Below are 22707 nucleotides of genomic sequence, written 5' to 3'. Positions count from 1 at the left end.
CGCTCCCCAGCCAGGGTCAAACCAAGATCTTCAGTTATTGAAACCACGGTGCCTTGTGGACAGGCGTTCCTACTACGGGACCGGATCCAGCCAAAGCCGAACAGAAGTTCAAGCCGAGGCCGGATCACCGGAACGAATCCACCAAGTAACCCTTGGCAGGAGTGTAGGGGTGCGGCATCCCTGCCGCAAGGCTTTCCCGCTGCAGATCCGCGGATTTCACGTAAACGGCAGTAGATTTAGGGGGACACAAACACCCGGGCCACCCAGGAGAACCGAAGCGCCTTGCATTTGAAAAGTTTGACCGTCCGCGGATTCAAGTCGTTTGCGTCGGCCACGACGTTCGACTTCGAGCCCGGCGTCACTGCCGTCGTCGGTCCCAATGGATCCGGCAAATCCAACGTGGTGGATGCGCTGGCCTGGGTCATGGGCGAGCAGGGCGCAAAAACACTGCGCGGCGGAAAAATGGAAGACGTCATCTTCGCCGGAACCTCGGGCCGCCCGCCACTTGGCCGGGCCCATGTGTCGTTGACCATCGACAACGCGGACAACGCGCTTCCCATCGAGTACAGCGAAGTAACCATTTCCCGCACCCTCTTTCGCACCGGTGGTTCCGAATACGCCATCAACGGTGCGCCGTGCCGGCTGCTGGACATCCAGGAACTCCTCTCGGATTCCGGTCTCGGCCGGGAAATGCACGTGATCGTTGGCCAAGGCCAGCTGGACCGCGTGCTGCACGCTACGCCCGAAGACCGCCGGGGCTTCATCGAAGAAGCCGCGGGCATCCTCAAGCACCGGCGGCGCAAAGAAAAAACAGTGCGCAAGCTGGAGGCCATGCAGGCCAACCTGGCACGGCTCAGTGACCTCACCGCCGAAATCCGTCGACAACTGACCCCCTTGGGGAAACAGGCCGAAATCGCCCGCCGCGCACAAACCGTCCAGTTCGACGTACGCGACGCCCGCGCCCGTCTCCTTGCCGACGACCTCGTACAACTGACAACCACCCTGGAACAGGACGTCGCCGACGAAGCCGCGCTCAAGGAACGCCGCCAGGTAGTCGAAGCCGGGCTGGGCGTGGGACGGCGACGGCAAGCAGAGCTGGAACAGCACGCCGCAGAAGCAACTCCCCGCCTCAACGCCGCCCGCGATACCTGGTACCAGCTCTCCGCCGGCAGGGAGCGTCTGCGTTCGCTGGGTTCGCTGGCCGCTGAACGGCGGCGCCTGCTGGGCTCCTCCGAAACCGCACCCGAATCGGGGCGCGATCCGGAACACCTCGAGCGCCAGGCCGCCAGGGTCCGCGAGGAACAAGCAGCCCTGGAACACGACATCCTGGCAAAACAGGCCGCACTGCTTGAAGCCACCGTCGCCAAGGACGCAGCCGAAGCACTCGCAGCCGCCGAAGACAAACGCCTCACAGTCATGTTGCGAGCTGCAGCCGACCGCCGCGAGGGGCTTGCCCGTCTCGCCGGCCAGCTTGCTGCCGCACGGTCCCGGGCAGAGGCAGCCGAGGCCGAGCGCGGCAGGTTGCGGGAGTCGCAGGGGGCCGGAGATGAGCGGCGTAGAAAGGCGCAAAGCGAGTTCGCCGCCCTTGAAGCGCAAGTAGCCGGCGTCGAGGACGGCGAGGAAAGCCTGGATGCCGAATACGAGGAAGCAAGCGCGGCGCTGGACGGAGTACTTGCTGAAATTGAGGAACTCAAGGCTTCCGAGCGGGAGGCAGTCCGTGAGCGGGACGCCCTGACGGCCCGGCGGGATGCGCTTCAGCTCGGACTCAACCGCAAAGATGGCTCCGGGCACCTGCTGACGACCGAAGGAGTACTCGGTCCGCTGGCGGGTTTGATCAGCATCGAGCCCGGCTGCGAGGCCGCCATTGCCGCGGCCCTGGGCAGCGCCTCGGATGCCCTGGTGGTTGCCGGTGCCGACGCCGCCGTTGCGGCCTTGGGTCTGTTGAAGAAGGACGACGCCGGTCGTGCGGCGTTGCTCTTGGCCGGCGGTTTCGCCGAAGAAGGCGACGCCCGGACCGCCGTCGAACTGCCTGCGGGATGCCGCCGGGCTGTCGACGTCGTAAAAATAGCCGACCCGGCGGGCCACGGTGCCCTCGGACTCCTGGCCAATACCGTCGTGGTCGATGACCTCCGCACGGCGGCGGCGCTGGTCGCGGACTACCCTGAAGTGAAGGCAGTCACCACCGACGGTGACGTTTTTACCGCCGTGACCGTCCTTGGCGGCTCAGCCACCGCACCATCGCTTCTTGAAGTCCAGGCCGCAGTGGACGACGCCGATGCCCGCCTTCATGAGGTCACCGCCCGGCTGGAGCGTGGCCGTTTCGCCCTCGCCGGGGCCCAGGCCCGCCGCGCCGAAGCGCAGGACCGTGCCGATGCCGCACTGGAAAGACTGCATGAGTCCGACGCGCGGCTTGCTGCTGTCGCCGAACGCCTGGGCCACCTGAATTCTGTTCTGCGCAGCGCAGTGGGCGAAAGCGATCGTCTGGCGGCCTCCATGGCCAAGGCTGAAGCAAATATTGCGGAGGCGCAGCTGGATCTGGAAGTTGCTGCCGAGCGCCTTGCTGCCGCCCAGGAAGTCCCTGACGAGGAACCCTCCACCGACCAGCGGGATGAACTTGCCGCTGAGGCGAGGACGGCCCGCGCCCTGGAGACGGAAGCCCGGCTGGCGCTTCGCACTGCCGAAGAGCAACTTGGCGCGGTCAGCAACCGGGCTGCCTCCCTGGAGCGGGCTGCAGCCACCGAACGCCGTGCGCGTGAGGAGGCTGCACGACGGGCCCAGCGTCGCAGGGCACAGGCCCAGCGTGCTGCCGCTGTTGTTTCGGCGGTCGAACAGACTCTGCGCTACGTGGACGTCTCGGTGGAGGTGGCTGCCGATGAACGGGACCAGGCCGAGCAGAAACGCGAACTCCTTGAAAAAGAGCTTTCGGACGTCCGCTCGGGCAACGAGGCCCTGGCACGCGAGCTTGCCGAACTGACCGATTCGGTGCATCGGGATGAGATGGCACGGACACAACAGCGGCTGCGGATCGAGGCCTTGGAAAGCCGGGCAATCGAGGAACTGGGACTTTCCGCTGAGCAGCTCATTGCCGACTACGGCCCGGACCGGCCGGTTCCGCTTCCCGCCGGATCCACCACGGACAAATGGGCCGAACTGCGGGCCCCCGTCGACGAAAACGGCGAACCTGTGGTGGAAGGTGTTCCCTTTGTCCGGGCGGAGCAGGAGAAGCGGCTGAAGAAGGCCGAGCGCGAGCTGGCAGCCCTGGGCAAAGTGAACCCGCTGGCGCTCGAGGAGTTTGCAGCCCTGGAAGAGCGGCACCAGTTCCTGAGCTCGCAGTTGGAAGATCTCAAGTCCAGCCGGAAAGACCTGCTGGACATCATCAAAGAGGTGGACAAACGCGTCCAGCAGGTCTTCACGGAAGCTTTCGCGGACACCTCAGCCCAGTTCGACCACGTCTTTGCCAGGCTCTTCCCCGGTGGCGAGGGAAAGCTGGTTCTTACTGATCCGGATGACATGTTGACCACGGGCATCGAGGTAGAGGCCCGTCCCGCCGGGAAGAAGATCAAGAGGCTTTCACTGCTTTCAGGTGGTGAGCGCTCCCTGACTGCTGTCGCACTGCTGGTTGCCATCTTCAAGGCGAGGCCTTCACCGTTCTATGTCATGGACGAAGTCGAAGCGGCGCTGGATGACACCAACCTGGGCCGGCTCATCACCATCTTTGAAGAATTGCGGGAGTCCAGCCAGCTCATCGTGATCACCCACCAAAAGCGCACCATGGAAGTGGCCGATGCCCTCTACGGTGTGACGATGCGCGGTGATGGCGTGTCAACCGTCATCAGCCAGAGGCTCGGTGCCGGGGCTTAGCTTTATGAGAAGGTAGGGGAGTGAACGATTTCCTACCCATAATTCTGTCCATTCTCGCTGCGCTCGTAGTGGTCGGCGGACTCGTGCCGGTATTGATGAAGGCCCGCAAATCGGGCGCAAAATACCCCGGAACGCGAGATGCGAACGATCCTTTGCAGTCGTCGGCAGCAGGCGGCGGAACCCTTGTGGAGGACCGCCCGGATGCGGCTAAGGCACCGGCCCCGACCTTTGACGGAACAGTCGAAGGCACGGATGTTCCGGACGACGCCGCAGGGCTCGAAACCATCGCCATCGACACCCCGGCGCCGGTCGAAGGGCGCCTGACCCGCCTGCGCGCCCGCCTGGTCAAGTCCAACAACATCCTCGGCAAGGGCCTGCTGGCCTTGCTGTCCGGCGACAAGATCGACGAGAACGTCTGGGATGAGGTGGAGGAAACCCTTCTCCTGGCCGATCTCGGCACCGAGCCCACCATGCAGTTGGTTGATGCATTGCGTGAGCGTGTCAAAGTCCTGGGCACCCGCAGCCCCGAAGACGTCAAGGCGATGCTCAGGGAAGAGCTCATCAAGCTGGTTGATCCCGGGATGGACCGTTCACTGAACGTCGAACGCAAAGGCGACCGTCCCGCCGTCGTGCTTGTTGTCGGTGTGAACGGCGTCGGCAAGACCACCACCGTGGGCAAGCTGGCGCGTGTCCTGGTGGCCGAAGACAAGGACGTGCTGCTTGGTGCTGCTGACACCTTCCGTGCCGCCGCGGCTGAGCAGTTGGCCACGTGGGGACAGCGCGTGGGTGTGCCCACGGTCAAGTCCGACATCGACGGCGCGGACCCTGCCTCGGTTGCCTACGAGGCCGTGAAGGCAGGCATCGACCAGGAGGTCGATGTTGTCATGGTGGACACGGCAGGACGCCTGCAAAACAAGACCGGCCTCATGGATGAGCTGGGCAAGGTGAAGCGGGTCATCGAGAAGCTGGCGGAGGTGGACGAGGTCCTGCTGGTACTGGACGCCACTACCGGCCAGAACGGACTCAACCAGGCACGGGTTTTTGCTGAAGTGGTCAACATCACCGGCATCGTGCTGACCAAGCTCGACGGCACGGCCAAGGGCGGCATCGTTGTCGCCATCCAGAAGTCCCTCGGCGTTCCGGTGAAGCTGATCGGCCTGGGTGAAGGCCCGGACGACCTTGCACCCTTCGAAGCGGAAAGTTTCGTTGACGCACTGCTCAACTAAACAGCGAAATAGCTGAAGAGCTCCAGCCAAACAGAACTCCCACTGGACTGGCCGGCAGCAGTGGTTGACTCGAAACCGGGCAACCTCGGCCGCCGGTCAGTTCCTGGGTGTAAGGGGTTCCCTTGCGGGCAGCCACGCTGCCGCGGTGAGCAACAGCACCGCACCCGTCAGGCCGAACGCCCAGCCATAGCCCAAGCGGTCGGCGATCAGGCCGGCAACCACCGGGCCGATGATTGCGCCAGTATCGGCAGCCATCTGGAAGACGGCAAGCACCTTGCCGCCCGAGCGTCCCCTTCCAATGACATCGGCGACGGCGGCCTGCTGCGCCGGCCCCAGCAAGCCGGAGCCGAAGCCTGCTATGGCGGAGGCGATGAAGAAGGCAGCCAGATCCGTGGTGAGGCCGATGAGCCCTGTGGCCAGTCCAGTGATGACCAGGCCCGGGATCAGCAGGCGTTTTCGTCCCCAGGCATCTGCCAGGCGGCCGGAGAACGTCAGGGCAAGGGCATTTCCGACGGCGAACACGGCCAGTGCCCACGCAGCGGTTTCCGGACGTGAATCCAGGACGGCCACAGCAAAGAGCGGAATGGTAGCCATGCGGACGCCGAACGTCACCCAGCCGTTGCCGAAGCTGGAAAAAACCGCGGCGCGGTAGGCGGAGTCGGACAGCGCCTCTTTCAAAGCCATTGCGGGTGCCGGTCCCGCCTCCTGGGCGGCATTGCCGTCACCTCGGAGCATTGTCCGGACCACCAGGGCAGCAACAAGGAGCGCTCCGGCATAGGCCAGGAAGGGAACCCTCAGCCCGAAACCTGCCAGCAAGCCACCCACCACCGGCCCTAGGACGCTGCCAATCAGGAACGCCGAAGCATAGGCGCCGGATACCCTGCCACGCCGTTCCGGCGGTGCGAGCCGGATGAGCAGACCCATGGCCGCAACGGTAAACATCACCGAGCCGGCCCCGCCGAGTCCGCGGAAGATCAGCAGCTGCCAGTAGTCCTGGGCAAACGCGCAGGCCGCAGTGGAAACGGCAACGATCAAAAGGCCGGAGACGTACACGTTCCGTTCCCCGAACCGTCCGATTAAGGCCCCGCCCGCCGGTGCGAAGACCAGCCGCATGAAAGCGAAGATGCTCACGATCACGGCAGCCGCGGTGGCACCAACGTCGAAGGTCGTGGCGAATTGCGGCAGAACGGGAGCGACCAGCCCGAATCCCAAGGCGATCAGGAAGGCGGCAGCCAACATCACCTTGATGTCCCGAGGCAAGGGCGCCTTTTCCTGCCGGATCCTTGGAACTTTGGTGGATCGGGACGACTGGGTCATTCGGGGCTGGTCCTTCTGGTGGGTTTTTGGCACTTCTGCGCTGCGACGGGGTTGAGCTGGGCAATTCCTGTGAAGTCTGACGCCTGAAACATATCCGTAACATCGGAGATATGCACCATTTACGTTGGGGAGGTTGTTGTAACCGGCCCGCAATATAAATCCAGCGCAGGTGAAACACGGCGGCACAAAACTCTTAAGCAGGACGCAAAAGGCGTCAGGACAGCGGTTGAACCGCAGATCTAGCAAGAGAGGAACGTGCACCATGGAACTTACCGCAGGTCACGTATGGGTCATGGTGGCGGCGGCGCTTGTGCTGTTCATGACACCTGGTCTGGCATTTTTCTACGGCGGCATGACACGCGCCAAAGCAGCCCTGAACATGATGATGATGAGCTTCATCTCCATCGGTATCGTCGGTGTTGTATGGGTGCTGTGGGGCTCGTCAATGAGCTCCGGCGAAGGATTCCTGGAAATCGTCGGAAACCCGTTCGCCACCTTCGGCCTCGAAGGTATCAGTACACCCGACGGTCTGATCAAGGTCGGCTACGCTGCAACCTTCGCCATCATCACGGTGGCCCTCATCAGTGGTGCGATTGCGGACCGCGCCAAGTTTGGCGCCTGGAGCCTCTTCGTGCCCGTCTGGGTCACGCTCGTCTACGCCCCCTTGGCCTACATGGTGTGGGGTGGAGGACTGTTTGGTCCTGAAGGCGAGATCGGAAAGGCTCTTGGCCCGGCCATCGACTTCGCCGGCGGCACAGTGGTGCACATCAATGCCGGTGTTGCTGCGCTTGTTCTCGTCCTCATCATTGGCAACCGTCGGGGCTTCGGCAAGGATCCGAACCACCGCCCGCACAACATCCCGTTCGTCATGCTGGGTGCGGCAATCCTGTGGTTCGGCTGGTTCGGCTTCAACGGCGGTGCAGCAGCCTCGGCTGAGCAGGCCGGCCTGATCTGGATCAACACCCTCGCCGCTCCTGCCGCTGCCATGATTGGTTGGCTCGTCACCGAACGGATCCGCGATGGCCACCCGACCTCGCTCGGCGCAGCATCCGGTGTGGTTGCCGGCCTGGTTGCCATCACTCCGGCATGTGCAAACGTGAGCCCCGTAGGTGCCCTCGGCCTCGGTGTGGTTGCCGGTGTTGCCTCCGCCCTTGCCGTAGGCCTGAAGTTCCGCTGGGGCTTCGATGACTCCCTTGATGTGGTCGGCGTGCACTTGGTGTCCGGCATCATCGGTACCGTGGCAATCGGCTTCATCGCGACTCCGAGCGAAGGCGTCACGGCCGGCGGCCTGTTCTACGGTGGCGGTTTCACCCAACTGTGGGCACAGCTCGCAGCAGCCGGTGTAGCCATTGTCTTCTCGGCCATCATGACCGCCATCATCGCCTTCGCCATCCACAAGACCATGGGCTTCCGGGTCTCCACCGAACAGGAGAGCGTCGGCGTCGATCTCAGCCTTCACGCTGAGACGGCCTACGAGTTCGGCGTCAACGGCCACGGTGGCAGCTTCCAGCCGCTGCACGAGGCCATGACCGGCAAGTCGGAAAGCACCGCAACCAAGGCACCCGCAGAGGGCAAGGAGAGTGTCCAGGCATGAAGCTCATCACAGCGATCGTTCGTCCCGAAAAGCTTGAAGCGGTCCGTGAAGGCCTCGAAGCCTACGGAGTCCAGGGCCTGACGGTCAGCGCGGCCAGTGGTTATGGCCGGCAGCGCGGCTATACCGAGGTATACCGCGGAGCTGAGTACAACGTGGACCTGCTGCCCAAGATCCGGATCGAGGTTCTCGCGACCGACGAACAGGCGGACGACATCCTCGATGTCCTCATCGCAAGCTCGAACACCGGTCGTGCCGGTGACGGCAAGGTGTGGACGGTGGACGTTTACGAAGCCGTCCGGGTTCGCACCGGCGAACGGGGCGCGGCCGCAATCTAGGACACAGCTGCAAAGCCCGGACGGAATACAGTCCAGGACATGCAACAAGCGGGCCGGGTACCAGTCAAGGTACCCGGCCCGCTGTGCGTTGCAGCTGGCTTTAGTCCTCGACGGCGGTGGGCCACGCTGCGGGGCCGGTGCTCCCGGCGTCGTATTCTTCCAGCGGCACCTCGCCGTCCGCCCAGGCCTGCAGGACCGGCTCGATGATCCGCCAGCAGTCTTCGGCGGTGTCGCCGCGGACGGACAGCAGGGGATCGCCGGTGAGGATTCCTTCCAGGACTTCACCGTAGGGCAGCATTCCCGCTGCGCTCAGTTCTGCCATGAGGGTCGCGCGGTCCAGCGTGAAGATGTTTCCGGGCCCGTTGACATCGACATGGAGCTCCAAGGTGTCCGGCCCGAAACCAATCCGTAGTTGGTTGGGGGAGTCCACCCCCGTAAAGCCCACCGGCAGCTGGGGAACCGGCCGGAAGGTGATGACAGCTTCCTTCCGGCGTTCTCCCATGGCTTTTCCGGACCGGAGGATGAACGGGACGCCCTTCCACCGCCAGTTATCAATGTCCACCTGGACTTCGGCCAGGGTTTCGGTGTTTCGGCCGGGATCCACGCCTTGTTCAGCGGCGTAGTCGGGGACTGTACGTTCGCCGAGGGTTCCGGCGGTGTACCTGGCCCGCCGTGTGGAGGCCTCGAAGGGGGCTTTGATGCTGCTGGCGCGCAGCACGGTTGCCACAGCGTCACGGAGATCGCGTTCTTCGATGGTGGCCGGGGCATCGATGGCCAGGAAAGCCATGATGTGCAGGAGATGGCTTTGGATCATGTCACGCAGGGCGCCGGCAGCGTCGTAGTAACGCGCCCGTCCTTCGAGGGCCAGGTCTTCGTCGAAGACGATTTCCACCTTTTCGACGTGCTCACGGTTCCAGACGGGTTCCAGGAATCTGTTGGCGAAGCGTAGGCCCAGGATATTCAGGACTGTCGCCTTGCCCAGGAAGTGGTCCACGCGGTGGATGTGGTCCTCGGGCACCAGGGCCGCCAGGGTCTTGTTCAATTCACGCGCTGATTCAGTGCCCGAGCCGAAGGGCTTCTCCATCACCAGGCGCGTGCCGTCCGGCACCTGCTCACGCCGCAGTATTTCGCAGGCCTTCTGGCTGACGTGCGGAGGCAGTGCAAAGTACACGGCGACCGGCCCCTCCAGCTGCGCCAGCAGTTCGGCCAAGGGGCCATCCGCTGTCACATCCACCTGGTGGTATTCGGTACTTTCGGCAACTGCGGCCAAAGCCGCGCGTCCGGCAGTATCGGCGGACTCCGACGCCGCCTCGAAGGCGCCCTTGACCCGTTCCTGCCATTGATCCGGTGACCACGGGTCCGAACCGGCGCCCACCAGCCTCAGTCCGGGGGCACGGCCGGCAGCCAGGAGTCCGGCTAGTCCGGGTAGGAGCAGCCTGCCTGTCAGGTCCCCGGACGCGCCGAGGATGAGCAACGTTTTTACAGTTGTTTTACTGGTCACTGTGCCAGCATGCCACCTTGCCAGCGTGACTTGGTACCCTAGATAGTCGAGTCCCGTGGTTAACGCCGGACCGGCCACCATTCGTAGACCATCGAAAGAAGTGCGCGGCGCGTGTTCAATTCACTCTCTGACCGGTTGACAGCAACCTTCAAGAACCTCCGTGGCAAGGGCCGCCTCACCGAGGCTGACGTCGATGCCACCGTCCGGGAGATCCGCCGTGCCCTCCTGGACGCGGACGTCGCAGTGTCCGTGGTCCGCGAGTTCACAGGCCGCATCCGTGAACGCGCCCTGGGTGCCGAGGTTTCGGGAGCGCTGAACCCGAGCCAGCAGATCGTCAAGATCGTCAATGAGGAACTCAAAGAGATCCTCGGCGGCGAGACCCGCCGCATACGCCTGGCCAAAACCGGCCCCACCATCATCATGCTGGCCGGCCTTCAGGGTGCCGGTAAGACCACCCTCGCAGGCAAGCTCTCCAAGTGGCTCAAGGCCCAGGGCCACAGCCCCATGCTGGTGGCGTGCGACCTTCAGCGCCCCAACGCAGTGACCCAGCTCCAGGTAGTTGGCCAGCGCGCCGGTGTCCCGGTGTTCGCCCCGCACCCGGGTGCCACCTCCGAACTTGAGCACCCCGCCGGTGACCCGGTTGCGGTAGCCAAGGCCGGCGTCGAGGAAGCCCGCCAGAAGCTTCACGACGTCGTGATCGTGGACACCGCCGGCCGCCTCGGCGTGGACGCCGAGATGATGGACCAGGCCCGTCGCATCCGCCAGGCGATCATTCCCAACGAAGTCCTTTTTGTCATCGACTCCATGATCGGCCAGGACGCCGTCAACACGGCGATGGCGTTCGATGAAGGCGTCAACTTCACCGGCATCGTGCTTTCGAAGCTCGACGGCGACGCCCGCGGTGGTGCCGCACTTTCCGTTGCGTCGGTCACCGGTAAGCCGGTCATGTTCGCGTCAACGGGCGAAGGCCTTGACGATTTCGAACTCTTCCACCCGGACCGGATGGCTTCCCGCATCCTGGACATGGGTGACGTACTTACCCTGATCGAACAGGCTGAGAAGGCGTGGGACAAGGACGAAGCAGCCCGGATGGCGAAGAAATTCGCCGACCAGGAAGACTTCACCCTTGACGACTTCCTGGCCCAGATGCAGCAGATCCGCAACATGGGCTCCATGAAGAAGATGCTCATGATGATGCCGGGTGCGCAGAACATCCGCCAGCAGCTTGAGAACTTCGACGAAAAAGAGATCGACCGCGTCGAAGCGATCGTCCGTTCCATGACCCCGCACGAGCGTGTGGCTCCCAAGATCATCAACGGCTCACGCCGCGCCCGTATCGCCAAGGGTTCAGGTGTCCATGTTTCCGAGGTCAACGGCCTGCTGGAGCGTTTCGCCCAGGCCCAGAAGATGATGAAGAAGCTGGCCCAGGGCGGCGGCATGCCGGGCATGCCCGGAATGCCCGGCCTCGGTGGTCCCGGTGGAGGACGAAAGAACGGGAAGAACGCGCCCAAGAAGAAGGCACGGTCGGGCAACCCGGCCAAGGCTGCCCAGGAACTGCGTGACGCAGAGGCCAAGCGGGCCAATGCGGCCTCGGCAGCTCCCACAGGCGCGGCCTTCGGCCAGGGCGCAGCGGACTTCGACCCGTCCTCGCTCAACCTTCCCAAGGGTTTCGACAAGTTCCTCGGTAAATAACCGTGCCGACATCCCGGCCCCGCGTCGGAGCCGGGATGTCAGAGCCGGGATGTCAGAGCCGTCGAATAGGCTGAACCAATGCATAAGCAGCGCGTAGTCTTCCTTCACGGCCTGGGCAGTTTTGGTGCTGCGGCCTGGCCGAAGCAGCACGGCATGGCGCTTGGCTATGATGCACTTTTTCTCCGGAGGCACGGTTTTGATCCGGTCGCGGAACCGGCGGAATCCAACGTCGCTGCCGACGTCGCCATCGTGATTGGTGCCTTGGCTGATTCAGGGGGCGGCCACGTCGTAGCGCACGAGCAAGGCGCGATCTCCGCTATGTTGGCGGCCGTTGAGCGCCCTGATCTTGTGCATTCGCTTTCCTTGGTGGAGCCCGCCTGTTTGTCCCTGACTGCTGAGCTTCCCGCTACCGCTTCATATCGGGCGCTGATGGAACCGCTGTTTGAGGTGCGGGGCCAGCTCAACGATGCCGATTACCAGCGTGAGTATTTCCTCCGCGCGTTTTCCGCCGAAACGGGAGGGCTCGACTCTCCCGAGGCCCGGCGTTCTGCCCGCAGGCTCCGGCTCCAAGCTCCGCCGTGGGAAGCTCCACTGCACATTGTTCCTGGTGTTCCCACCCTGGTTCTTACGGGTGGTTGGGAGCCGCTGTACGAGGAAATCGCCGCGTACCTCCAGGAGACCGGTGCCCTCCGCCGTGTGGCAGCAGGCGGGCACCGGCCCCAGGACTCACCCGACGGCGATCACATCATCCGCTCGTTCGTCGCAGAGGTGGGACGGGCCAGGTCAGTTCAGGCTTCCTGACTGCGTGGTCCCATCGATCGGCTCCGGCGTCCGTGCGGAGGCCACCTGGAGCTCCGGCAGGTAGACCTTTCCACCGGAGGCGAGGAACTCCGCACTTTTTTCCCGCATCCCGCTGTACATTCCTGCGATCGCCGCTTGGGATTCTGCTGAACCGTATTCGTCGCGGATGTCCTGGCTGATGCGCATGGAACAGAACTTGGGTCCGCACATTGAGCAGAAGTGCGCCGTTTTGGCGGGTTCGGCCGGCAGCGTTTCATCGTGGAACGACTCGGCCGTCACAGGATCGAGGGACAGAGCAAACTGGTCCCTCCACCGGAACTCGAAGCGCGCCTTGGAAAGTGCGTCGTCGCGCTCATGTGCGCCGGGGTGCCCCTTGGCGAGGTCCGCCGCGTGCGCCGCGATCTTATACGTGATCACCCCTGTTTTGACATCGTCTTTGTTGGGTAGGCCCAGGTGTTCCTTGGGCGTGACGTAGCAGAGCATGGCCGTACCGTAGCGGGCGATCTCCGTGGCACCGATGGCTGAGGTGATGTGGTCGTAGCCGGGGGCGACGTCGGTGACCAGCGGACCCAGGGTGTAGAACGGTGCCCCTTTGCAGAGTTCCTGCTGCCGTTCCACATTTTCGCGGACCAGGTGGAACGGGATATGCCCGGGACCTTCCACCATCACCTGCACGTCGAATTCCCAGGCGCGCTGTGTGAGTTCGGCCAGGGTGTCCAGTTCCGCGAATTGTGCGGCGTCGTTGGCATCAGCGGTAGCGCCGGGACGCAGGCCGTCTCCGAGGGAAAACGCGACGTCGTACTTGGCAAAAATTTCGCACAACTCGTCGAAGTGCGTGTACAGGAAGTTCTCCTGGTGGTGGGCCAGGCACCACCCCGCCATGATGGACCCGCCACGGGAAACTATGCCTGTCACGCGGTTGGCGGTCAGCGGTACGTACCTGAGCAGTACACCGGCATGGATCGTCATGTAGTCCACGCCTTGCTCGCACTGTTCGATCACTGTGTCACGGAAGATTTCCCACGTTAGCTTGTTGGCTTCTCCATTGACCTTTTCCAGCGCCTGGTAGATGGGAACGGTGCCGATCGGAACAGGGGAGTTGCGGATCAGCCACTCGCGGGTGGTGTGGATGTCGTCGCCGGTTGACAAGTCCATGACGGTGTCCGCGCCCCACTGCGTAGCCCACTGAAGCTTGTCCACTTCTTCGGCAATTGAACTGGTGACGGCCGAATTGCCGATGTTGGCGTTGATCTTCACCAGGAAGGCCTTGCCGATAATCATGGGCTCGGATTCGGGGTGGTTGATGTTGTTGGGAATGATCGCGCGGCCGGCGGCGACCTCGCTGCGGACCAGTTCGACATCGCAATTCTCGCGCAGCGCCACGAAGCGCATCTCAGGCGTCACCAGGCCTTGCCGTGCGTAGTGCATCTGGGTGACGGTCTTACCCTCGGCGGCGCGGCGAGGCACCGGTTGCGCGCCCTTCCACTCGGCTGAGGCGGCCCCGCGGCGAACAGCCGACTTGCCGTCGTCGAGCAGGTTCCGTTCGCGGCCGGAATAAGCCTCAGTGTCGCCGCGGGACTCGATCCATGCGGCCCGGAACGGTTCCAGGCCCACGACGGGATCGCTGCCCGGGCCTGCCGTCCGGTACACCTGCAGTGGTGCGTTGGCTTGGCCATTGGGGGAGGGCTCCAGCGCGATTTCCGTCACGGGGACGCGGATTCCGGCGTCATGGTCTTCAAGCCATGCCAGCGAGTGGGACCTCAGGGACTGCGTAACAGGCTCGTTTTGGGCAGGGCTGGACTCGCTTTGGGCAGGGCTGTGCTGTGTTTTGGTGGTGCTCAAAGGATTACTCACTTCCTTCGCCGGCATTACCCGGACAGGTTCAACGGTCGCAGGCTGCCTCAGCCCGATCTCAGCCCCTGCAAGGGCCCCCGTGTGGTCGTAGACGAAGCTACCACAGCTGGCAGGGGGCGCCCAGTCACATCAGTCCGCCGAAGCCTGCCGCCCCGCTGCGGATTAGGCTTTTGCCATGGCCAACATCATTGAATTCAGCGGACCCGTGCTCGTGGCAGCAGATGACGTGCGCCAAGGAATGTGGTCTGTTGGGGGAGCGCTGACGTTTGAAAAGCCGTCGTCCCCTCCCGACAAAGTACTGGACGGTTGGGTCCTGCCGGGTTTCGTGGATGCCCACTGCCATATCGGATTGGGCGCCGGTGGGGCCGTGGACGACGCCACCACCCTCGCGCAGGCCCAGGCCGACCTCGCTTCGGGAACCCTGCTGATCCGCGACTGCGGATCTCCCAGCGACACACGTTGGGTGCAGCAGCGGACGGACTTGCCCCGCCTTATCAGGTCCGGCCGCCACATCGCCCGAAGCCGTCGGTACCTGCGCGGATTGGGCCATGAGATTGAACCGGAACAGCTGGTGGAGACCGTCCGTAAGGAGGCCCGCGACGGCGACGGTTGGGTGAAGCTCGTAGGCGACTGGATCGACCGGGGCATTGGCGACCTGGCGCCCTCTTTTCCGGCAAAGCTGGTCAAGGACGCCGTAGCTGCCGCCCACGAGGAAGGTGCCAGGGTCACGGCGCACTGCTTTGCGGAGGACACAATCGACGACATGCTGGATGCCAACATCGACTGCATCGAACATGCCACTGGCCTTCTGCCCCGGCACATCCCACGGCTGGTGGAGCAGTCAGTGCCGATCGTTCCCACGTTGGTGAACATTGCGACCTTTCCGGAGATCGCCGCCCAGGCGGCGCCAAAGTTCCCCGGGTACGCGGACCACATGACGCGGTTGTGGGAGCGCCGGCGTGAGCGGGTCCTTGAGGCTTTCGAGGCCGGGGTGGCGATCTACGCGGGAACGGATGCGGGCAGCGTGATCAAGCACGGCCGCATCGCGGACGAAATGCATGAACTGCACGACGCCGGCCTGCCACCCGCCGCGGTCCTGGATGCCGCTGCGTGGGGCGCCCGCAAGTGGCTGGGAGCCGACGCCATCAGCGAAGGCGCCAGTGCCGACGTCGTTCTCTGCCATGACGATCCCCGGCACGACCTACGGACGGTATCCGGGCTCAAGCACGTGGTCCTTCGCGGTGAACTCATGGGATGAGTGTCAAATGGCTGGGAATAAATTGAAGCTTCAAGTAATTTAGAGAAGTAGAACCTGCCGAAAGGCGGACACTACAACACGGGGAGCTTCACATGTCCACATCATCCGCACAGGACCTTCTTCCTGCCGACCTCGCCATGGGCACTGTCATGCTCAAGGTCGGCGACATGAAAGTCATGAGTGACTACTACCAGCGTGCTTTGGGCCTTGTGGTCGTGGCCGAACAGGACGGCGGCCTCTACCTGGGTCGGGCAGGCAAGCCCGTGGTTCACTTGGCGCCGGCTTCGGGGCTCCAGATTCCGGGGCGGGGGGAAGCCGGGTTGTTCCACACCGCCATACTGTTCCAGGATCAGCCCTCACTGGCGGCCACCATCGCCACCGCTGCCGGATACGAACCCCGGGCGTTCGTGGGCAGCGCAGACCACCTGGTCAGCGAAGCGTTCTACTTCACAGACCCGGAAGGCAACGGCATCGAGCTTTACTACGACAAGCCCCGTGAAACCTGGCAGTGGGACGGCAAGAACGTCGTCATGGACAACGTGGCCCTCCCGCCGCAACGTTTCCTTCAGCAGCACCTGAGCGAAGAGGCCGTCACGGGCCAGCATCAGGCAGCGGCCGGTGTCGGGCACGTCCACCTTCAGGTGGGTGACGTCGCCACCGCCCAGGACTTCTACGTCGGGACCCTGGGCTTCGAGCGCACCGCGGGCTGGCACGGCCAAGCACTGTTCGTATCCGCCGGCGGCTATCACCACCACATGGCCATGAATGTCTGGAACAGCCGGGGTGCCGGCCCCCGCAAGGACACTCTTGGGCTGGGGGAAGTGTTGATCGAGGTTCCATCCAGCGAGGATGTCGGGGCCTTGGCGGACCGTTTGCGCGTTGCCGGGGTGCAGAACCATCACACCGGCGCTGAACTGCAGTTCGAAGATCCGTGGCGGAACAAGCTGCGGGTGGCTGTTCGCTAGACGGCATCCCGCCGGAGTGCCCGTCGGTGCCCCATGCTGCACTAGGCTGGGCAGTGACGGTTCGGGACCCTGGCGGGCCTGCGCCGGACGTCCCGTCAGCACGAAGGATTGAGAGTACTTTCCATGGGCTTTGCCGAAATTTTTGTAGCCACCCACGACGAAGCACTCAAGCGGGCGGCAGCCCTGGGTAAAGGTGCCGATGCCGCAGGCCCTGCAGTCCGCATCAACGGCATAACGGACTTCGAGGTGGAACAACTGGGCGACCTCGCCGGCCAGGCCGTCCATGCTGCAGGCGCTGACTACGAACTCGCGCTGGTGGACGTCACCAGTGACGCGCTGCTTGGCGTTCCCGAAGCGATGGTGAGGGCCTTGGCCGAATTGCTTACGTATGAGAGCGAAGGTGAAGCCAATGTCCTGGATGACGTTGCTTCGGCCTGGGCGGAACAAGAAGACATGCCGTTCGACGCCGCCCAGTCCCGGCAGTACGTTCAGCAACTTGCCGCTCTGGCCACGGACGTGGAAAAAACGGAGCGCGCCGGGCTTTACGTCTGGTCCGAATAGCCACCTCTCCGGCTGGGTCCGGGCACTGACCGGGCCTTGGTGTGACCAAGAACTCACCGACCCGGAGGGCTTGAGTCGTAATCTACCCGGGCATCTGGCACAATAGACAGGTACTCGATCGGTGCGGCCCCTCTCTCCGTGCTCGTATCTTGTCCTTCGAACCGTCTAGTATGGCCCGCCCCACGGGTGCAAAACGTCGGGTTCAACCCCGTTTCAGAAACAGGAGTGACCACAAAAGTGGCCGTAAAGATTCGCCTTAAGCGCTTCGGTAAGATGCGCGCACCGTACTACCGCATTGTCGTCATGGATGCCCGCGCCAAGCGCGATGGCCGTGCCATTGAAGAAATCGGCAAGTACCACCCCACCGAAGAGCCGTCGTACATCGAGGTCGCTTCCGAGCGCGCCCAGTACTGGCTTTCCGTTGGCGCCCAGCCGACTGAGCAGGTTGCTGCGATCCTCAAGATCACCGGTGACTGGCAGAAGTTCAAGGGCCTCCCGGGCCAGGAAGGCACCCTGAAGACGAAAGCTCCCAAGGAAGCTTTCGTAGCACCGGAGAAGGGTTCCGTCATCATCCCGGAAGCCATCACCAAGAAGGCCAAGAAGGACGACGCTGCCGAGGCTCCGGCCGAGGCTGAAGCAGAGACCACCGAGGCTGAGTAAGTTGCTGGCAGAAGCGCTCGAGCACTTGGTTCGTGGGATCGTTGACAGCCCTGAGGATGTCAAGGTCAGTGCCAAGAACAACCGCCGCGGGGAATCCCTTGAGGTGCGCGTTCACCAGGAAGACCTCGGACGGGTGATCGGCCGTCAAGGACGGACCGCACGCGCACTGCGCACTGTGGTTGCCGCCTTGGCTGGTGGCGAGCAGGTCAGGGTCGACGTCGTCGACACCGACCGCCGCCGGTAACGCGCTCAGCACTGCTTGTCTTAGATCCGGCCCCTTCACCGAATATGGTGGAGGGGCCGGATTGCTTTGTCCAACACTTCACACCGTGGCTGCCCGGCGGCGCGGAACAACAGGAATTCAGAGGAACCCATGCAGCTCCAGGTGGCCCGGATCGGTAAACCCCATGGCATTCGCGGCGAGGTAACGGTGCAGGTACTCACTGACGCACCCGCAGAGCGCTTCGTCGCCGGAACCGAGTTCGTCGTGGAGCCGGCATCCGCCGGACCCCTGACCGTCCGCAGTGCCAGGTGGAACAAGGACATCCTGCTGCTCGGATTCGAGGAGATCGCGGACCGAAATGCCGCCGAGGCCATCCGCGGCGCCAAGCTGTACATCGAAACCGAGGAACTCGACGACGAAGACGATGACGAGGGCTGGTACGAACACGAACTCGTTGGGTTGGAAGCGCGCGTTGGATCCCAGGTCGTGGGCAAGGTTGCAGCGCTGACGACGTTGCCTGTCCAGGACCTGCTGACAATCACCACGGACGAGGGAAAGGAAATCCTTGTTCCCTTCGTGGATGAAATCGTTCCCGAGGTCAACATCGAGGACGGATACGTCCTCATCACCCCGCCTGCGGGACTCTTTGAGCTCAATGACGACTCCTCTGACGACGCAAAGGATGCTGCGGGGGATGACGCCTGAATGAGGATTGATGTCGTCAGTATTTTCCCCGAGTACCTGGCCCCCCTTGAGCTCTCCCTGATAGGCAAGGCCCGGCAGGACGGATTGCTGGAGCTCAACGTCCACGATCTCCGCAGCTTCACCACCGACAAGCACCGGACGGTGGACGATACCCCGTACGGCGGGGGTGCCGGGATGGTCATGAAGCCTGAACCCTGGGCCCAGGCCCTTGAGTCGCTGGCGCCTGCGCACGAAGGTGCCAAGCCCGTATTGATCGTTCCGTCACCGGCAGGACAGCGCTTCAACCAGGCGCTGGCCTACGAACTCGCTGAAGAAGAGCAGCTGGTCTTCGCCTGCGGCCGATACGAAGGCATCGACGAACGCGTCATGGACTGGGCCCGGGACCACTTCACGGTGCGCCCCGTCAGCCTCGGTGACTACGTTCTCAATGGCGGCGAGGTAGCTGTCCTTGCCATGGTTGAGGCAATCGGTCGCCTGCTCCCCGGAGTGGTGGGCAACCCGGAATCCCTGATCGAGGAGTCGCACTCCGACGGCCTCCTGGAGTATCCCGTCTACACCAAGCCCTCGTCGTGGCGGAACCACGATGTTCCGGAAATCCTGCTCAGCGGCAACCACGGAAAAATTGCCCAGTGGCGCCGCCACGAGCAGTTCCGCCGCACCGCAGAGCGCCGGCCTGACCTCTTGGCGGATTTCGACGCCGGTGCTTTGAGCCGCGCCGACCGCAACGCGCTGACGGAACTCGGCTATGACGTGGTGGATGGACGCCTGCAGGCCAGGCACGGCGGCGACGCCGCCAACTAGCGCTGCCCGCCGCCGTCGGGAGTTCCAGTCCCGCCAGTTGGCTGGATGGCTGCGCTTATGGCAGAATTAACCCTTGTGTCTGCTGGGCTGACACCTGCCACAGGGGGAGTTCAGCCAACAGTCGGACAACCCGGTGACGCCAATCAGTGGCGGAACCGGACACTAATAAAACTTCGGCGGAGATTTCCGGTAGGCCTTCGGGCTGCGGGCTTGTTCGCCGTAACCCAAAGTGAATGACCTGTGGCGTTCACCAGGAGTGGATTAATGCATATCCTCGATAGCGTAGATGCAGCCTCGCTGCGTAACGATGTTCCTGAGTTCCGCGCGGGTGACACCCTCAAGGTTCACGTCAACATCATCGAAGGCAAGAACTCCCGTGTCCAGGTTTTCCAGGGCTTCGTCCTTGGCCGCCAGGGCGACGGCGTTCGCGAAACCTTCACCGTGCGCAAGGTTTCCTTCGGTGTCGGCGTAGAGCGTACCTTCCCGGTACACTCCCCGATCATCGACAAGATCGAGGTCGTCACCAAGGGTGACGTCCGCCGCGCCAAGCTTTACTACATGCGTGCACTGCGCGGTAAGGCTGCGAAGATCAAGGAAAAGCGCGACTTCGCCAAGTAAGTCCTGCGACTTACGCAACGGGTCCAGGATTCGTGCCCGGTTGTATCCGGAGCAATCCGCAACGCAACAGGGATACGAGTCATGGACACATCAGAACGCCAGCCCCGGAAACAGGGCTGGCGTTTTGTTTTGCTCGCACTGGTCCTCGCGATCGCCATCAGCGGACTGGTCCGTTCCCTGTGGCTTGATGTCTACTACATTCCCTCGGAATCGATGGAGCCGCTCCTGATGACGGGCGACCGGATCCTGGTATCGCGGACCGACTTCAGTGCCGAGCCGATCCGCCGGGGCGATGTTGCGGTCTTTGATGGGCGGGGTTCGTTTGCTCCGCTGAGCAGCGGGCGCGGTCCATTCGTTGACGCCGCCTCTGCAGCAGCCCAGTGGTTCGGGCTGACGGGCAGTGACACCACGTACGTCAAGAGGGTCATCGGGGTGCCGGGTGACCATGTCCAGTGTTGTGATGCCGGCGGCCGCCTCACAGTGAACGGTCAGGTACTTGAGGAACCCTATCTGTACCCGGGAGACGAACCCAGCAAGCAGAAATTCGACGTCGTGGTGCCTCCGGACCGGCTCTGGTTGATGGGCGACCATCGCTCGCGGTCTGCTGACTCCCGTGGCTTGCTGGGTGCGCCCGGCGGAGGAATGGTTCCGATGGACCGGGTTATCGGCCGGCCGGTCCAGATCATCTGGCCACTTGATAGATTTGCAGAGATGCCTCGCTCCACGCAGGCCGAAACACCATCGAAGAACGGACAGTAGATGCCGGACAAAGCTCCTGGGAACCCCGAGCGGTACGACGACGACTCGCGGCTCCCGGACGGAACGGCAAGTGCCGCTGGTGTAGCGGAGCCGGATGCTGGTGCAGCAGAGCCTGAAGAGGATCAAAAGAAGCCCCGCAAGAATCCTGCCCTGGTGTGGATCAAGGAAATCGCCACTGTCGTGGCCATTGCACTGGTGTTGTCCTTCCTGCTGAAAACCTTCCTCTTCAAGGCTTTCTACATTCCCTCGGAGTCCATGGAGAGCACCCTGGACGTTTACGACCGCATCTTCATCAATTTGCTCGTTCCCGGACCCTTTGACCTTTCGCGGGGAGACGTCGTGGTCTTCAAGGACACGCAGGCCTGGCTGCCGCCCGTGGCACAGAAACCCGCCGGCCCCATGGACTGGGTAGGGGACACGCTCGAGTTCGTGGGCTTGGCTCCGGATGCCAGCGAGCAGCACCTGGTGAAGCGCGTCATCGGACTGCCGGGCGATCATGTCACGTGCTGTGACGCCCAAGGCCGCGTCAGCGTCAATGGCGTCGCGCTCAATGAAAGCTATATCAACCCCGCGGAACTGCCTTCCCCGCAGTCGTTCGACGTCGTCGTGCCGGAAGGTAAAGTGTGGGTTATGGGCGATAACCGCAACCACTCGGCTGACTCGCGGGCCCACCAGGAAGTCAACGGTGGATTCGTCAACATAGAGGACGTCGAAGGCAAGGCAACCGTCATCGCGTGGCCGATCAACCGGTGGACCGTCCTCGATAACTATCCGGACGTTTTCCGTAATGTCCCTCAAGGCACCCCGGCGAAGTAATGGCTACCGCAACAGCCCGGAAGAAGACCCCCGCCAAGGCGAAGGCCAAAGCCAAGGCCCAGGAAGGTTTTCCCACCCTCGACGTTGAGCGTTCCTTTCTGTCCTCCGGGGTGCGCTTGCTGGCCGGTGTCGACGAAGTAGGCCGTGGAGCCTTGGCTGGCCCGGTCAGCGTTGGCATCACAGTGGTCGACCTTGCCGATCACGGCCTGCTGGCCGATGTCCGCGACAGTAAACTCCTCAAACCAGAGGACAGGGACAGACTGGAACCCCTGGTCCGTGAATGGGCCCTGGCGTCAGCTGTAGGTCATGCCTCGTCCCGGGAAATCGACGAGATCGGCATTATTGCGGCTTTGCGTCTGGCAGGCACGCGTGCGTGGTGTGACATCCTAGACGGCGGCGTCACGCCTGACCTGGTCCTGTTGGATGGGAGCCATAACTGGCTCTCACCCGAGGTCCAGGCATCTCTTTTTGATCCTGCCCCGGCGGGCGCCGGCTGCGAGGCACCGGTCCACACCAGGGTAAAGGCGGACATGAGTTGCCTGAGTGTTGCTGCGGCCAGCGTATTGGCCAAGGTGGCTCGTGACCGCATCATGGTGGACCTTCACTCCGAGCTGCCGGCTTACGGCTGGAACGTGAACAAGGGGTATGCCACCGCCGCACACAGGGATGTCATCCGCCTGCACGGTCCCAGCGCGTACCACCGGACCAGCTGGCACCTGACCGGGCCCGACCACGAGTAGAGCGATCCTGTAGCTTTCTGTTGCAGGTCTGGCGCATGGCACCTTGCAGATGGTGCAAGATGGAACCATGAGTGCCGAGGACCTTGAGAACTATGAAACCGACATGGAGCTGCAGCTCTACCGTGAGTACCGGGATGTAGTCGGTCTGTTCAGCTACGTTGTAGAGACGGAGCGGCGGTTCTATTTGGCCAACCATGTTGATCTCCAGGCCCGCAGCGCAGACGGGGAAGTTTACTTCGATTTGACCCTGCAGGACGCCTGGGTCTGGGACGTTTACCGTTCGGCCCGTTTCGTCAAGAACGTCCGAGTGATTACGTTCAAGGACGTCAACGTCGAGGAACTGCCCCGCAGCGAAGACCTGGCCTTGCCGAAGGACGGCGGCCTGGGCGATCTCGGAGATCTCGGCAACTAGTCCGCTTC

At 63.3% G+C, this 22707-nt stretch carries 21 protein-coding genes and 1 riboswitch; of the genes, 18 read left to right on the top strand and 3 right to left on the bottom strand.

What is annotated here, in order from left to right; all coding sequences use genetic code 11:
* Nucleotides 1-282 precede the first annotated feature (282 nt).
* Together smc and ftsY are read left to right on the top strand one after the other, a co-directional pair.
* The gene (smc, locus tag JMY29_RS11725; protein ID WP_189076815.1) at nt 283-3861 is read left to right on the top strand and encodes a chromosome segregation protein SMC; all 3579 of its coding nucleotides are present in this window, start codon (nt 283-285) and stop codon (nt 3859-3861) included.
* A gap of 20 nt (nt 3862-3881) precedes the next feature.
* A complete protein-coding gene (ftsY, locus tag JMY29_RS11720; RefSeq protein ID WP_018776218.1) occupies nt 3882-5087 on the top strand; it encodes a signal recognition particle-docking protein FtsY in 1206 nt (401 codons plus the stop codon).
* 96 nt (nt 5088-5183) lie between these two features.
* Here ftsY and JMY29_RS11715 read toward each other — a convergent pair whose 3' ends face one another.
* Nucleotides 5184-6404 carry an MFS transporter gene (locus tag JMY29_RS11715; RefSeq protein WP_189076816.1) on the bottom strand — a complete coding sequence of 407 codons (1221 nt, stop codon included), beginning with the start codon at nt 6402-6404 and terminating at the stop codon, nt 5184-5186.
* A gap of 262 nt (nt 6405-6666) precedes the next feature.
* On the opposite strand from JMY29_RS11715, the gene JMY29_RS11710 reads away from it, so the two are divergent.
* Both JMY29_RS11710 and JMY29_RS11705 read left to right on the top strand, forming a co-directional pair.
* Entirely contained in the window at nt 6667-7998 is a 1332-nt protein-coding gene (locus tag JMY29_RS11710) for an ammonium transporter (RefSeq protein ID WP_064723400.1), read from the top strand.
* Entirely contained in the window at nt 7995-8333 is a 339-nt protein-coding gene (locus JMY29_RS11705) for a P-II family nitrogen regulator (protein ID WP_017199639.1), read from the top strand. The genes JMY29_RS11710 and JMY29_RS11705 overlap by 4 nt, the downstream gene beginning before the upstream one ends.
* A 100-nt stretch (nt 8334-8433) precedes the next feature.
* Here the strand turns inward: JMY29_RS11705 and JMY29_RS11700 are convergent, their stop codons facing one another.
* A complete protein-coding gene (locus JMY29_RS11700; protein ID WP_189076817.1) occupies nt 8434-9834 on the bottom strand; it encodes a glucose-6-phosphate dehydrogenase in 1401 nt (466 codons plus the stop codon).
* 111 nt (nt 9835-9945) lie between these two features.
* Between JMY29_RS11700 and ffh the strand changes: the two genes are divergently transcribed.
* Both ffh and JMY29_RS11690 read left to right on the top strand, forming a co-directional pair.
* Nucleotides 9946-11526 carry a signal recognition particle protein gene (ffh, locus tag JMY29_RS11695; RefSeq protein WP_018776214.1) on the top strand — a complete coding sequence of 527 codons (1581 nt, stop codon included), beginning with the start codon at nt 9946-9948 and terminating at the stop codon, nt 11524-11526.
* 78 nt (nt 11527-11604) lie between these two features.
* A complete protein-coding gene (locus JMY29_RS11690; protein WP_039241905.1) occupies nt 11605-12327 on the top strand; it encodes an alpha/beta fold hydrolase in 723 nt (240 codons plus the stop codon).
* Here the strand turns inward: JMY29_RS11690 and thiC are convergent.
* On the bottom strand, nt 12310-14169 hold the full coding sequence (gene thiC / locus JMY29_RS11685) for a phosphomethylpyrimidine synthase ThiC (protein ID WP_039241903.1): 1860 nt from the start codon (nt 14167-14169) through the stop codon (nt 12310-12312). The genes JMY29_RS11690 and thiC overlap by 18 nt on opposite strands.
* Nucleotides 14165-14272, bottom strand: a riboswitch (TPP riboswitch). (Overlaps the previous gene by 5 nt.)
* Nucleotides 14273-14356: 84 nt before the next feature.
* On the opposite strand from thiC, the gene JMY29_RS11680 reads away from it, so the two are divergent.
* The 12 genes from JMY29_RS11680 (at nt 14357) to JMY29_RS11625 (ending at nt 22699) form a co-directional block, all read left to right on the top strand.
* A complete protein-coding gene (locus JMY29_RS11680) occupies nt 14357-15439 on the top strand; it encodes an amidohydrolase family protein (protein ID WP_055972298.1) in 1083 nt (360 codons plus the stop codon).
* A gap of 92 nt (nt 15440-15531) precedes the next feature.
* Nucleotides 15532-16404 (top strand): VOC family protein, encoded by an 873-nt coding sequence (locus tag JMY29_RS11675; protein WP_055972301.1) that lies wholly within the window; start codon nt 15532-15534, stop codon nt 16402-16404.
* A gap of 123 nt (nt 16405-16527) precedes the next feature.
* The gene (locus JMY29_RS11670) at nt 16528-16965 is read left to right on the top strand and encodes a hypothetical protein (RefSeq protein WP_018776209.1); all 438 of its coding nucleotides are present in this window, start codon (nt 16528-16530) and stop codon (nt 16963-16965) included.
* Nucleotides 16966-17202: 237 nt separating this feature from the next.
* Complete coding sequence (gene rpsP / locus JMY29_RS11665; RefSeq protein ID WP_018776208.1) at nt 17203-17625, top strand: 30S ribosomal protein S16; 423 nt, start codon at nt 17203-17205, stop codon at nt 17623-17625.
* A 1-nt stretch (nt 17626) separates the two neighbouring features.
* On the top strand, nt 17627-17869 hold the full coding sequence (locus JMY29_RS11660) for an RNA-binding protein (protein ID WP_011775119.1): 243 nt from the start codon (nt 17627-17629) through the stop codon (nt 17867-17869).
* A 129-nt stretch (nt 17870-17998) separates the two neighbouring features.
* On the top strand, nt 17999-18553 hold the full coding sequence (rimM, locus tag JMY29_RS11655; protein ID WP_018776207.1) for a ribosome maturation factor RimM: 555 nt from the start codon (nt 17999-18001) through the stop codon (nt 18551-18553).
* On the top strand, nt 18554-19354 hold the full coding sequence (trmD, locus tag JMY29_RS11650) for a tRNA (guanosine(37)-N1)-methyltransferase TrmD (protein ID WP_018776206.1): 801 nt from the start codon (nt 18554-18556) through the stop codon (nt 19352-19354).
* A 264-nt stretch (nt 19355-19618) separates the two neighbouring features.
* A complete protein-coding gene (rplS, locus tag JMY29_RS11645; protein WP_014922079.1) occupies nt 19619-19972 on the top strand; it encodes a 50S ribosomal protein L19 in 354 nt (117 codons plus the stop codon).
* An 81-nt stretch (nt 19973-20053) separates the two neighbouring features.
* Nucleotides 20054-20731: a signal peptidase I gene (gene lepB, locus JMY29_RS11640; RefSeq protein ID WP_189076818.1), complete on the top strand. Its 678-nt coding sequence runs from the start codon at nt 20054-20056 to the stop codon at nt 20729-20731.
* Entirely contained in the window at nt 20732-21547 is an 816-nt protein-coding gene (gene lepB / locus JMY29_RS11635; RefSeq protein ID WP_039241891.1) for a signal peptidase I, read from the top strand. It begins immediately after the preceding gene.
* The gene (locus JMY29_RS11630; protein WP_189076819.1) at nt 21547-22287 is read left to right on the top strand and encodes a ribonuclease HII; all 741 of its coding nucleotides are present in this window, start codon (nt 21547-21549) and stop codon (nt 22285-22287) included. Before lepB (JMY29_RS11635) ends, JMY29_RS11630 begins: the two co-directional genes overlap by 1 nt.
* A 67-nt stretch (nt 22288-22354) precedes the next feature.
* A complete protein-coding gene (locus JMY29_RS11625) occupies nt 22355-22699 on the top strand; it encodes a DUF2469 domain-containing protein (protein ID WP_018776202.1) in 345 nt (114 codons plus the stop codon).
* Nucleotides 22700-22707: the final 8 nt, after the last annotated feature.

This window comes from Paenarthrobacter nicotinovorans (genome assembly GCF_021919345.1).
In the GTDB taxonomy this organism is placed as follows: Bacteria; Actinomycetota; Actinomycetes; order Actinomycetales; family Micrococcaceae; genus Arthrobacter; species Arthrobacter nicotinovorans.
This window is presented reverse-complemented; position numbering and strand designations above follow the sequence as displayed.

Bases quoted from the DNA above. Each gene is read 5' to 3' on its own strand.
- JMY29_RS11680 (WP_055972298.1), top strand. From the start codon at position 14,357: ATGGCCAACATCATTGAATTCAGCGGACCCGTGCTCGTGGCAGCAGAT.
- lepB (WP_189076818.1), top strand. From the start codon at position 20,054: ATGGACACATCAGAACGCCAGCCCCGGAAACAGGGCTGGCGTTTTGTT.
- lepB (WP_039241891.1), top strand. From the start codon at position 20,732: ATGCCGGACAAAGCTCCTGGGAACCCCGAGCGGTACGACGACGACTCG.
- JMY29_RS11705 (WP_017199639.1), top strand. From the start codon at position 7,995: ATGAAGCTCATCACAGCGATCGTTCGTCCCGAAAAGCTTGAAGCGGTC.
- JMY29_RS11625 (WP_018776202.1), top strand. From the start codon at position 22,355: ATGAGTGCCGAGGACCTTGAGAACTATGAAACCGACATGGAGCTGCAG.
- JMY29_RS11670 (WP_018776209.1), top strand. From the start codon at position 16,528: ATGGGCTTTGCCGAAATTTTTGTAGCCACCCACGACGAAGCACTCAAG.
- rplS (WP_014922079.1), top strand. From the start codon at position 19,619: ATGCATATCCTCGATAGCGTAGATGCAGCCTCGCTGCGTAACGATGTT.
- JMY29_RS11715 (WP_189076816.1), bottom strand. From the start codon at position 6,404: ATGACCCAGTCGTCCCGATCCACCAAAGTTCCAAGGATCCGGCAGGAA.
- JMY29_RS11675 (WP_055972301.1), top strand. From the start codon at position 15,532: ATGTCCACATCATCCGCACAGGACCTTCTTCCTGCCGACCTCGCCATG.
- JMY29_RS11630 (WP_189076819.1), top strand. From the start codon at position 21,547: ATGGCTACCGCAACAGCCCGGAAGAAGACCCCCGCCAAGGCGAAGGCC.
- JMY29_RS11690 (WP_039241905.1), top strand. From the start codon at position 11,605: ATGCATAAGCAGCGCGTAGTCTTCCTTCACGGCCTGGGCAGTTTTGGT.
- rimM (WP_018776207.1), top strand. From the start codon at position 17,999: ATGCAGCTCCAGGTGGCCCGGATCGGTAAACCCCATGGCATTCGCGGC.
- JMY29_RS11710 (WP_064723400.1), top strand. From the start codon at position 6,667: ATGGAACTTACCGCAGGTCACGTATGGGTCATGGTGGCGGCGGCGCTT.
- trmD (WP_018776206.1), top strand. From the start codon at position 18,554: ATGAGGATTGATGTCGTCAGTATTTTCCCCGAGTACCTGGCCCCCCTT.